The sequence below is a fragment of the Paraburkholderia bengalensis genome (assembly GCF_037126505.1).
Lineage (GTDB): Bacteria > Pseudomonadota > Gammaproteobacteria > Burkholderiales > Burkholderiaceae > Paraburkholderia > Paraburkholderia bengalensis.
Map to the genome: position 1 here is coordinate 1 of NZ_JACFYJ010000160.1, position 12,258 is coordinate 12,258.

General features: G+C 63.7%; 8 protein-coding genes and 1 tRNA gene. 8 read left to right on the forward strand and 1 reads right to left on the reverse strand.

Going from position 1 to position 12,258, the window contains the following annotated elements:
• On the reverse strand, positions 1-865 hold an 865-nt coding region (locus H3V53_RS40925), incomplete at its 3' end, for a YihY/virulence factor BrkB family protein (protein ID WP_336602695.1).
• A 290-nt stretch (positions 866-1,155) separates the two neighbouring features.
• Between H3V53_RS40925 and fdnG the strand changes: the two genes are divergently transcribed.
• The 8 genes from fdnG to H3V53_RS40965 all read left to right on the forward strand — a co-directional run.
• Positions 1,156-4,227 carry a formate dehydrogenase-N subunit alpha gene (fdnG, locus tag H3V53_RS40930; protein ID WP_336602696.1) on the forward strand — a complete coding sequence of 1,024 codons (3,072 nt, stop codon included), beginning with the start codon at positions 1,156-1,158 and terminating at the stop codon, positions 4,225-4,227.
• An 8-nt stretch (positions 4,228-4,235) separates the two neighbouring features.
• The gene (gene fdxH, locus H3V53_RS40935) at positions 4,236-5,183 is read left to right on the forward strand and encodes a formate dehydrogenase subunit beta (RefSeq protein ID WP_336602697.1); all 948 of its coding nucleotides are present in this window, start codon (positions 4,236-4,238) and stop codon (positions 5,181-5,183) included.
• Positions 5,170-5,805 (forward strand): formate dehydrogenase subunit gamma, encoded by a 636-nt coding sequence (locus H3V53_RS40940; RefSeq protein ID WP_054919997.1) that lies wholly within the window; start codon positions 5,170-5,172, stop codon positions 5,803-5,805. Before fdxH ends, H3V53_RS40940 begins: the two co-directional genes overlap by 14 nt.
• 79 nt (positions 5,806-5,884) lie before the next feature.
• Entirely contained in the window at positions 5,885-6,817 is a 933-nt protein-coding gene (gene fdhE / locus H3V53_RS40945; protein WP_336602698.1) for a formate dehydrogenase accessory protein FdhE, read from the forward strand.
• 34 nt (positions 6,818-6,851) lie between these two features.
• Positions 6,852-8,309, forward strand: coding sequence for an L-seryl-tRNA(Sec) selenium transferase (gene selA, locus H3V53_RS40950; RefSeq protein WP_336602699.1), 1,458 nt, complete (start codon positions 6,852-6,854; stop codon positions 8,307-8,309).
• The gene (gene selB / locus H3V53_RS40955) at positions 8,306-10,306 is read left to right on the forward strand and encodes a selenocysteine-specific translation elongation factor (RefSeq protein ID WP_336602700.1); all 2,001 of its coding nucleotides are present in this window, start codon (positions 8,306-8,308) and stop codon (positions 10,304-10,306) included. The genes selA and selB overlap by 4 nt, the downstream gene beginning before the upstream one ends.
• A gap of 81 nt (positions 10,307-10,387) precedes the next feature.
• Positions 10,388-10,480, forward strand: a tRNA-Sec gene (locus tag H3V53_RS40960).
• Between the two features lie 1,532 nt (positions 10,481-12,012).
• The coding region (locus H3V53_RS40965) for a CBS domain-containing protein (protein ID WP_336602701.1) at positions 12,013-12,258 on the forward strand (246 nt) is incomplete at its 3' end.

Here is a 12,258-nt window from a genome sequence, read left to right on the forward strand (position 1 = left end):
TGCATTCGCCCGCGCGCGCCGAAAATTCCGCGCCGAGCAGCAGCACGAGCGCCGAGAAGTACAGCCACATCAGCAGCACGGCGAGCGAGCCCGCCGCGCCGAACGAGTTGGCCATTCCCGCATGCGCGAGATACAGCGCGAACAGCTTCTTGCCGGCCGAGAACAGCGCCGCCGCGACCGCGCCGCCGACCAGCGCATCGCGCCAGCGCACGGGGGCGTCGGGCAGAAACTTGAGCAGCGCGGCGAACGCGAACGCGAGCACGAACCAGCCGATCGCCAGTTGCAGCAGATTGCCGATCACGACATAGGGCGAGTTGCCCCAGATCCAGTTGCCGATGAAGGTGATCGCGGTGTCGAGCACCAGCGACACGATCAGCAAAAACGCGACCCCGAGCACGAGTCCGAACGAAATCAGGCGCACGCGCACCAGCGCGATTACGCTCGACGTGCGAGGCGCGACGGCCGGCCAGACGATATTGAGCGCGCTGTTGAGCGACGAGAACGTCGCCGACGCGCCGACGGCCAGCGCGACGAATGAAATGATCGCGGCGATGCCCCCCGCGCCGCCGCTGCGATGCGCGTTCTGCACGATGGTCGTGACGGCCGCGGCGGCGTCGTTGCCGAGCACGCTGTGCACTTGCCGGAACAGTTCGCCGCGCGCGGCCTCGGCGCCGAAGAACCAGCCGGAAATGGCGATCACCATCACGAGCGTCGGCGCGAGCGAGAACGCGGCATAGAACGCGATGCTCGCGGCCATCGCGGCGCACCGATTCTCGGAGAACTGCCGCAGCGCGCCCATCGCCCATGACGCCTGCCGCTTCGCGACCGTTTGCAGCTTGTCTGCGGAAAGTGAATCGAGTTCCATGACGATCCTTCGTGACAAGGGGGGTGGCCGACAGCCATCTGTGGCAGAACCGCGAAGCCCGGACGCGCCGATTGATCGGCAATCGTGCGTTGCCATGCCGGTAAAACCCCGCGGGCCCGCCCGACGATCGTAACAGGCAAGCGTCATGCCCATCTAGCTAGCCGCCTGCGCGATACGCGGGATGCGTCAGGCATGACAGATGCTCGCTCGTTAGCCTCGTCTTCTTACAGTGCCGTGGAATCGACTTATACTTTTTTATACCCTCCCCACAATTAGAACGAGAGGCGATCATGTTGCAGATGTCCCGCCGTCAGTTCCTGAAGGTAACGGCGAGCACGCTGGCCGGATCGAGTCTTGCCCTGATGGGCTTCTCGCCGGAACCCGCACTCGCTGAAGTCCGGCAGTACAAACTGGCTCGTACTACAGAAACACGCAATACGTGTCCGTATTGCTCCGTCGGTTGCGGCATCCTGATGTATGGCCTCGGCGACGGCGCGAAGAACGCGACCGCAAGCATCATTCACATCGAAGGCGATCCCGATCACCCCGTCAATCGCGGCACGTTGTGTCCGAAGGGGGCGAGCCTGATCGACTTCATTCACAGTCCGAGCCGCCTGAAGTTTCCCGAGTACCGCGCGCCGGGTTCGGATCACTGGCAACGCATTTCGTGGGACGACGCGCTCGAGCGCATCGCGAAGCTGATGAAGCAGGACCGCGACGCGAACTTCGTCGAGAAGACGGAGGACGGCAAGACCGTCAACCGCTGGCTGACCACGGGCATGCTGGCGGCGTCGGCGGCGAGCAACGAGGTGGGCTATCTGACGCACAAGACCGTGCGTTCGATGGGGATGCTCGCGTTCGACAACCAGGCGCGTGTCTGACACGGCCCGACGGTGGCAGGTCTTGCCCCGACGTTTGGCCGTGGTGCGATGACGAACCATTGGGTCGACATCAAGAACGCGGACGTGATTCTGGTAATGGGCGGCAATTCGGCCGAGGCGCACCCGTGCGGTTTCAAGTGGGTGACGGAGGCGAAGGCGCACAACAAGGCGAAGCTGATGGTCGTCGATCCGCGCTTCACGCGCACGGCGTCCGTCGCGGATTTCTATGCGCCGATCCGCACGGGCACCGACATCGCGTTTCTCGGCGGCGTGATCAACTATCTGCTGACGAACGACAAGATCCAGCACGAGTACGTGAAGAACTACACGGACTTCGCGTTTATCGTTCGCGAAGACTTCGCGTTCAACGACGGCATCTATTCCGGCTACGACGCGAACGCGCACAAGTACACCGACAAATCGACGTGGGATTACGAGCGCGGCGACGACGGGTACGCCAAAGTCGACATGACGCTGCAGCATCCGCGCTGCGTGTACAACCTGCTCAAGCAGCACTATTCGCGCTACACGCCGGAGATGGTCGAGAAGACCTGCGGCACGCCGAAGGACAAGTTCCTGCACGTCTGCGAAACGCTGGCGACGACGGCGGCGCCAGGCCGCGCGGGCACCATCCTGTATGCGCTGGGCTGGACGCAGCACACCGTCGGCGCGCAGATGATCCGCACGGGCGCGATGGTTCAGCTGCTGCTCGGCAACATCGGCATCGCGGGCGGCGGCATGAATGCGCTGCGCGGGCACTCGAACATTCAGGGGCTGACGGATCTCGGGTTGCTGTCGAATGCGCTGCCCGGCTACATGACGCTGCCCAATGAGGCCGAGCAGGATTACAGCGCCTACATCAAGGCGCGCGCCGCGCAGCCGTTGCGGCCCAATCAGCTGAGCTATTACCGCAACTACGGCGCGTTTTTCGTCAGCCTGATGAAGTCGTGGTGGGGCGCGGCAGCAACGGCCGAGAACAACTGGGGCTACGACTATCTGCCGAAGCTCGACAAGGCGTACGACCTGCTGCAGGTCATCGAGCTGATGAACCAGGGCAAGATGACGGGCTACATCTGCCAGGGCTTCAATCCGCTCGCGGCTGCGCCGTACAAGGCGAAGACGTCGGCGGCCCTCGGCAAGCTGAAGTGGCTCGTCATCATGGACCCGCTCGCCACGGAAACCTCCGAGTTCTGGAAGAACCACGGCGAGTACAACGACGTCGACGCTTCGAAGATCCAGACGGAAGTGTTCCGGCTGCCGACCAACTGCTTCGCGGAAGAGCGCGGCTCGCTCGTCAGTTCGAGCCGCGTGCTGCAGTGGCACTGGCAAGGCGCGGCGCCGCCCGGCGAAGCGCGCAGCGATCTGGAGATCATGTCGGGCCTGTTTTTGCGCATACGCAAGGCTTACATGGAGCAGGGCGGCAAGTATCCCGATCCCATCGTGAAGCTCGACTGGCCTTACGCGGACCCCGAAAGCCCGACGCCCGACGAGCTCGCGATGGAGTACAACGGCCGCGCGCTCGCCGATCTGACCGATCCCAAAGATGCGACCAGGGTGCTGGCGAAGAAGGGCGAGCAGTTGTCCGGCTTCGCGCAACTGAAGGACGATGGCACCACGGCATGCGGCTGCTGGATCTTCTGCGGCTCGTGGACCCAGGCGGGCAACCAGATGGGCCGGCGCGACAACTCCGACCCGACGGGCATCGGCCAGACGCTGAGCTGGGCATGGGCGTGGCCCGCGAACCGGCGCGTGCTGTACAACCGCGCATCGTGCGACCTGAACGGCAAGCCGTTCGATCCAAAGCGCAAGCTGATCGCCTGGAACGGCACGAGCTGGGCGGGCGCGGACATTCCCGACTTCAAGCTCGACGAGCCGCCTGAGAACGGCATGAATCCGTTCATCATGAACGCGGAGGGCGTGGCGCGTTTCTTCGCACGCGACGCGATGAACGATGGGCCGTTCCCCGAGCATTACGAGCCGTTCGAAACGCCGCTCGGCTACAACACGTTCCATCCGAACAATCCGCTTGCAACCAGCAATCCCGGCGCGCGCATTTTCCCCGACGATCGCGCGATGCTCGGCAAGTCACCCGATTTTCCGCACACGGGCACGACCTATCGTCTGACCGAACACTTCCACTTCTGGACCAAGCACGCACGTCTGAATTCGATCGTGCAGCCGCAGCAGTTCGTCGAGATTGGCGAAGACCTCGCGAAGGAGATCGGCGTGGTGGCGGGCGACCGCGTGAAGGTGTCCAGCAAGCGCGGCTACATCATCGCGGTCGCCGTCGTGACGAAGCGGATCAAGCCGCTGATGATCGACGGCAAGAAGGTGCAGACCGTCGGCATTCCGCTGCACTGGGGCTTCAAGGGACTGACGAAACCGGGCTACATCACCAACACGTTGACGCCTCCCGTCGGCGATGGAAATTCGCAGACGCCGGAATCGAAGTCGTTCCTCGTGAAGATCGAGAAGGCATAGGAGGCGTGATGGCATTTCAATCGCTCGATATCAGACGCCTGTCCGCCACGACCGTGCAGCCCACATCGGTGCGCGAGCCCGCGACGGGCAGCGTCGCGAAGCTGATCGACGTGACCAAGTGCATCGGCTGCAAGGCGTGCCAGACGGCATGCATGGAGTGGAACGATCTGCGCGACACGGTGGGCATCAACACGGGCGTCTACGACAACCCGCGCGATCTCACCGAGCATTCGTGGACGGTGATGCGCTTCACCGAGTACGAAAACCCGAAAGGCGATCTCGAATGGCTGATCCGCAAAGACGGCTGCATGCATTGCGAAGATCCGGGCTGTCTGAAGGCGTGTCCGTCGCCGGGCGCGATTGTGCAGTACACCAACGGCATCGTCGATTTCCACGAGGAAAACTGCATCGGCTGCGGCTATTGCATCGCGGGCTGTCCGTTCAACATTCCGCGGCTGTCGAAGCAGGATCACCGCGTCTATAAATGCACGCTGTGCTCGGACCGCGTCGGCGTCGGCCAGGAGCCCGCGTGCGTGAAGACCTGTCCGACGGGCGCGATCGTATTCGGCACGAAGGTCGACATGATCGCGCATGCCGAGGAACGCATCGTCGACCTGAAGGAGCGCGGCTTCGAGAACGCGGGGCTGTACAACCCGCAAGGCGTGGGCGGCACGCACGTGATGTACGTGCTGCATCACGCGGATAAGCCGTCGCTGTATCACGGTCTGCCCGACGATCCGCACATCAGTCCATTCGTGCGCGTGTGGAAGGGCGTGGCGAAGCCGCTTGCGCTCGCGGCGATGGCGCTGACGGCGCTGGCGGGATTCTTCCACTACACGCGCATCGGTCCGAACGAAGTCACCGACGAAGACGAAGACGCCGCGCGCAACGCCGCGCGCGACATCCGCGAACGGCGCGAGCCCAAGCCCGAGGAGCCGTCAGATGAAAGACTTTAGGCATGAGAACCCGGAACTGATCGAGCGCTACACGCCGAACGAGCGCTCGAATCACTGGATCACGGCGATCACGTTCGTGCTGCTCGCATTGTCCGGCCTTGCGATGTTTCATCCGTCGATGTTCTGGCTAAGCGCGCTGTTCGGCGGCGGACAATGGACGCGCATCTTGCACCCGTTCATCGGTCTCGTGATGTTCGTATCGTTCATGATTCTTGCGCTGCGGTTCTGGCATCACAACTATCTGGACGCCGACGACGTGCAATGGCTGCGCCAGATCAACGACGTGCTGACGAACCGCGAGGACCGGCTGCCCGAAATCGGCAAATACAACGCCGGGCAGAAGCTGCTGTTCTTCGTTCTGGTGCTGTGCCTGCTGGCGCTGCTGTTAAGCGGCATCGTCATCTGGCGCGCGTATTTCGCGTTTTATTTCCCCATCGAAGTCGTGCGTGTTGCTGCGTTGATCCACGCGATCGCGGCGTTCGTGCTGATCTGCAGCATCATCGTGCACATCTATGCGGCGCTATGGGTGAAGGGTTCCATCGGCGCGATGGTGCGCGGCACGGTGACGCTCGGCTGGGCGCGCAAGCATCATCCGAAGTGGTTCCGCGAAAGCATCAAGTGACGGGCGTGCCGGGCGTACGCGCCAACGGCATATCTGCTACTGTTGACGCCATCCATGTTCTGAATGGCAGGAACCTGAATTGGTGCAACGCATTCTGGACCCCGGCCAGATCGAATCGCTCGATCAAACGGCCATTCCGCGTCTGCGCATGCCGGAGCGCGGCGCGCTGTTCTCGACGCGCGCCGCGCGGCTTCGCCAGCTCGCGGGCGCGAGCCCCATCGGCGGCTACATCCGGCTGATGGCGGCGCTCGCCGACGCGCAGCAGCAGACGCTCGCGCAAATCAGCGCGACGATGCCTACGGCGCAAGCCATCGCGCTCGCACAGCAGCACTCGATGCCGATTGCGCCCGCCACGACGCAGCCGCGCGATCCGTTGTGGCGCGACGTGCTGCAGCGCCTGCTCGATCGCGTCGAAGCAGCAGGACTCGTGACCCCGCCGCTCGCGCGCGTGATTGACGGCTTGCGGATCAAGCGCGACGCCGAACTCGACGCGCTCGCCGACGCGATCGTCGCGCTGCGCTTCGGCGAAGTCGATCCCGCGTCGGCGCCGTTCGTGACGGCGGCGTTGCAGGTGGTGTGGACGGACATCGCGAGCCGTATCGATCAACGCGCGGTGCCGTATCTCGACAGGTCCGGCGCGTGCCCCGTATGCGGCGCGCAGCCGGTCGCTAGCATCGTGAGAGTGGGCGGGCAGTTCCAGGGTTATCGCTACGTGCAGTGCGGATTGTGCTCGACGGAATGGCATGTGGTGCGCGTCAAGTGCACGAACTGCGATTCGACCAAGGGCATCGCCTATCACGGCATCGACGGCGGCAGCGAAGCGCTGAAGGCCGAGTCGTGCGACGAGTGCCATACATATCGCAAGATCGGCTATCAGGAGAAGGACTACGATTTCGAGCCGCTTGCCGACGATCTCGCGAGTCTCACGCTCGATCTGCTGATGAACGAAGCGGGCTACAGGCGCAGCAGTCCCAATCCGCTGCTGTGGCCGGAAGTGCCGTCGGACGAATAGACCGTCGTCATTGCAACCGCGGGGAGACGCAAGCGTGAGCGAAGTGTCGGGCAACGATCTGGATCGCGATGCAGGCAAACACGCGCACACGGTGCTTGCGCGCGTGCCCGCCGTCGAGCGTGTACTGTCGTCGGCGGATGCGCAGGCTTTGATCGGCGAGCATGGCCGCACGCAAGTCGTCGACGCGATCCGTGCCGCCGCCGATGCGCTTCGGCGCGAGCTGCTTGCGGGCGCGTCATACGATCCGGCGTTGCGGTTCGATGCGAAACTCATCGGCGACGCAGCGCGCGCACTCGACGCGCGAGCGCGTCCTCACCTGCGCGCCGTGTTCAATCTGACGGGCACAGTGCTGCATACGAACCTCGGTCGCGCGTTGCTGCCCGACGAGGCGGTGCGCGCGGTGATCGAAGCGCTCACGCGTCCCATGAATCTCGAGTTCGATCTGGCCACGGGCAGCCGCGGCGATCGCGACGATCTGATCGACCCGCTCATCTGCGAGCTGACGGGCGCCGAGGCCGCGACCGTCGTCAACAACAACGCAGCGGCTGTGCTGCTCGCGCTGTCGGCGCTGGCGTCGAAAAAGGAAGTGATCGTGTCGCGCGGCGAACTGGTCGAGATCGGCGGCGCGTTTCGCATTCCCGACATCATGTCGCACGCGGGCGCGAAGCTGCGCGAAGTCGGCACGACGAACCGCACTCACCTGAACGATTACGACGAGGCGATCAACGCGCGCACTGCGCTGCTGATGAAAGTGCATTGCAGCAACTATGCAATCGAAGGCTTCACGAAAAGCGTGAGCGTCGATGAAGTCGCGCAGCTTGCGCATGCGCGCGGCTTGCCGATGGCCGTCGATCTCGGCAGCGGCACGCTGGTCGATCTCGCGCAGTTCGGCTTGCCGCGCGAGCCGACCGTGCGCGAGAGCATTGCAGCCGGGGCCGATCTCGTCACGTTCAGCGGCGACAAGCTGCTGGGCGGTCCGCAGGCGGGCCTGATCGTCGGCCGCGCGGAACTGGTCCGCAAGATCAGGAAGCATCCGTTGAAGCGCGCGCTGCGCGTCGGCAAGCTCACGCTCGCGGCGCTCGAACCCGTGCTGCGGCTGTATCGTGCGCCTGAGCTGTTGCGCGATCGGCTGACCACCTTGCGTCTGCTGACGCGTCCCGCCACCGACATGCACGTGCAGGCGCTACGTTTGCAGGAGCCGATGCAGCGCGCGCTAGGCGGCGCGTATTGCGTGACGGCCGAACCGATGTCGAGCCAGATCGGCAGCGGCGCGTTGCCTGTCGATCGCTTGCCGGGTTACGGACTGGTCGTGCGCAACGCGGCGGGCAAGCGCGGCGGCCGCGCGCTGATGAAGCTCGAAGCGGCGTTGCGCGCGTTGCCGCGCCCGGTGATCGGACGTATCGCCGACGACGCGCTACATCTCGATCTGCGTTGTCTCGAAGCCGCCGACGAAGCCGCGTTCGCGGCGCAGTGCGCGGAGCTGCGCCTATGATCGTCGGCACGGCGGGCCATATCGATCACGGCAAGACGACCTTGGTGCGCGCGCTGACGGGCGTCGACACCGACCGCCTGAAGGAAGAGAAGGCGCGCGGCATTTCGATCGAGCTGGGCTACGCCTACACGCCGCTGGAAAACGGCGACGTGCTCGGCCTGATCGACGTGCCGGGCCACGAAAAGCTCGTGCACACGATGGCGGCGGGCGCATGCGGGATCGACTACGCGCTGCTCGTGATCGCCGCCGACGACGGCATCATGCCGCAAACGCGCGAGCATCTCGCGATCCTGCAACTGCTCGATGTCGAGCGCGGCGCGATCGCGCTGACGAAAACCGACTGCGTCGAAACGGCGCGCATCGCGCAGGTGCGCGGCGAGATTCAAGCATGGCTCGCGTCGACGGCATTCGGCGCGGCGCCGTTATTCGAAACGAATGCCACCGAGCCCGATGATCCGGGCGTGCGCGCGCTGTCGCGACATCTTCGCGACGCGGCGCTCGCGTGGCAGGCGCGGCGCGACGACGGACTCTTTCGTCTTGCCGTGGATCGCGTGTTCACGCTCGCGGGCCAGGGCACGATCGTGACGGGCGCCGTGTTCGCCGGACGCGTCGCGACGGGCGACACGCTGATGATCGAACAGACCCGCGAAGCCGTGCGGGTGCGCAGCATCCATGCGCAAAACCGCGCAGCGCAAACGGGGCGCGCGGGCCAGCGCTGCGCGTTGAATCTTGCGGGCATCGACAAAGACGACGTCTCGCGCGGCGACTGGATCGTCGATGAGCGGCTCGCGCAGGCGAGCGAGCGGCTCGACGTCGAACTGACGCTGCTCGCCGACGCGGACCTCACGCTGCAGCATTGGGCGCCGCTGCATGTGCATATCGGCACGCTACATCGCGTCGCGCACGTGGCGCTGCTCGAAGGCGACACGCTCGCCGCGGGGCGCACGGCGCGCGTGCAACTGGTGTTCGATGCACCCGTATGCGCGCTGCCGGGCGACCGCTTTATCGTGCGCAATGCGCAGGCGACGCGCACGGTCGGCGGCGGACGCGTGCTCGATCCGTTCGGCCCGCCGCGCAAGCGCAGGACGGCCGGGCGCCGCGCGTGGCTCGACGCGCTGCGAATATGGCTCGACGATGGCCGCCTGGGCCCGTTGCTCGACGAAGCGCCGCACGGCATCGCGCGTTCGATGCTGATGCGGCTCACGGGCCTGCCCGCCGACGCATTGAATCTGTCCGCCGATGCCATCGATGTCGAAACCATTGCGCTGCACGGCAAGGCGGCAGGCGATGCCGTGCTCGTGCTCGGCCGGCATTGGGCGCGTCTGCGCTCGGTCGTGGTGGGCGCGCTCGATCAGTATCACGCGCGCTCGCCCGATGAACTCGGGCCGGATGCCGCGCGGTTGCGGCGCATCGCGGCGCCTTTGATGTCGGACGCGATGTGGCGGGCGCTGATCGATTCGCTCGTCGACGATGGCCTGGTGGCGCGAAGCGGACCGTGGCTGCATTTGCCCGCGCACTCGGTATCGCTCGATCCGAATGAACAACGTGTCGCGGACACGTTGCTGCCGCTGCTGCAGCAAGGGGGGTATGATCCGCCGTGGGTGCGCGAGCTTGCAGGGATCACGGCGCACGCGGAAGATGCCGTGCGCCAGGTATTGCGCAAGCTCGCGCGCCAAGGCGATGTGTATCAGGTCGTCCGCGATCTGTTTTATCACCGCGATGTGATGCATGGGCTCGCGCGACTCGCCGCAGCGCTGGCGAACAGGCAAGGTGGTGCGCTGGGCGCGTCGGCGTTTCGTGATGCAACGGGTCTGGGACGCAAGCGCGCCATTCAGATTCTCGAGTTTTTCGATCGCATCGGCTATACGCGCTTTCAGCGCGACATGCATTGGTTGAGGCCCGATTCGCAGTTGCATCAGACGCTCGTGTGTGAAGCGGACGATGTCATGAAGCAGCCGGTTGCTGCAGCGTCCGATAATGACGCAAATGCGTGCTAGCGATGATCGGGCACGCGATGGTCGCGTTGTTGTTTTGAGTGGGACATCGACGCATGATTGTGCATCGAGCGTGAGGAGTACGGAAGGCATTCGTATCTGGTGGTGCGGCTGGGCTTCAAACCCAGTAGGGGGTGTCAGCCACTCCCTGGTCGGTTCGACTCCGGCTGCCTTCCGCCCCAAGGGTTTGCGTAATTTCGCGGACTCGTCGGCGGAGTGAACATCGTCGAGCTTATAGGCGAAATTCTCCAGTATGACGATCGCTGAAACGGCTGTCGATAGCTGGATCTGAATCTCACGGGGTGTCGCCATGCGGTTGACGTTCGCGACGACGAGCCCGGCGTCGAGCACGCCAAAAAAAAGCGACAACGTAGGGCAAGCCGTTCGGCAAGACGAGTGCCACGCGAGCGGACGGTTCAAGTCTGAATTCGTCGATGAGAAAGCGCGAGAAGTGGTGCACGTATCGTGCAATGTGCCGATATTCGATCGTATGGTTGAAAGAACTGAACGCTGGCCGACTCGCGTAACGCGCGCAGGCCAGCTCGAACATTTCGGGTAACGTTCGAACCTTTGTTGAATCAATAGCTGCAGCAGGTAGCTCGGCCCCGTCAATGTCTGTCGTATCTGCGCGCATCATGGTTCACGAGGCATGTGCCCGGTGTGGAAGGCGCCGACGCAATAACGACTGGGCGTCTATGGCGCCACCTATACGTAGTCACATCTCAGGCTCCCGGGCGGGATGAGCGCTATGCGACGGAAGCCTTGCCCTGATCGCCGCATACGCATGACCCGCCCTGGTCAATGGAGTAGATAGACCGCTCAGGCCGACGAGCTGCCTGCGAAGGCGTGGATGAATGCAGGCGAGGCCGAGAACGAAAAAAGCACCGGGAAGCATCAAGAGGCCAACAACTGCTGCGCTTTTTAACATGACACCTCCAGAACGCTTACATGTCTCATGATGAAACTAGAATACGTTTCGCGTGCGCCGAAGGATTGATGTGTGTCAAGCGCCGCCCTATGTCTGCACTTGCACTTGCACTTGCGTGACGTCAGCGAGTTCAGTCAACGGATTGGCTACGTCCTCGTGTTGAGGTTCGTCGAGTGCATATCCTTGCAATCGCCGTGGCGCTCATGAAATCACAGGTTTAGCGCATGCGTAATACGTCCTCGGTCGGTGCCGACGTCGCCCCATCGGGACCGTGCGGCTGCCCGTGAGCAAGCGACGCTGCACGCTTTAGCGTCCGCTCGACTTCGACGCCTGCGATCAAGTGCGCAGAACAGGGTTCCCAAGGCTCAATCAGAACACTATCGAGTTTCTGCGCCGCCGTTGGACACTGCAGTACGTGCTTGCTTCATAGTCGCGCAGGCTCTGCCGCAGGTTCTGATGCGTCGCGGGAAAAGCTCGGAGACGAGATAGGAGTCCATTGACTTCGGTCAAGTCGGGTCGTCGCCAGTCATCGAAGATAGTTCATCCGATAAGCGCGACAGCGAAGAAGCACACGCTGCGCAATTCATGCATTTCTGTCAGTAGGCCAATCATTACGCAGTCTCGTAACGGGAGCATGCCGAAGATACGCCCAGACGAAAGATGCCAGCCACATACGACTGATAGCTATCGGTCGCCGGGCCGCGTGCAACGAGGTACGGATTCGATTCGCGATGCGTCTTGTGTTTTCAACGACGGTGTCGCGAGTCCCAGGAGTTTTGCCATGAAAGTCAGTGAGTTCCATAGTCACGGGGTGGTCCATATTCCGGCGACCTGCAGTCTGCAGGAGGCGGCCGTGCAGATGCGAGACCAGCATGTCGGTGCACTCGTCGTATCGGAAGGGGGCGGCTCAGGCCACATACTCGGTGTCCTGACCGATCGGGACATCGTACTGCAGTCGGTTTGCACCGGAACGTCGCCAATCACTGTGCGAGTAGGCGAGGTGATGAGCCCACACATTCTCTCTATC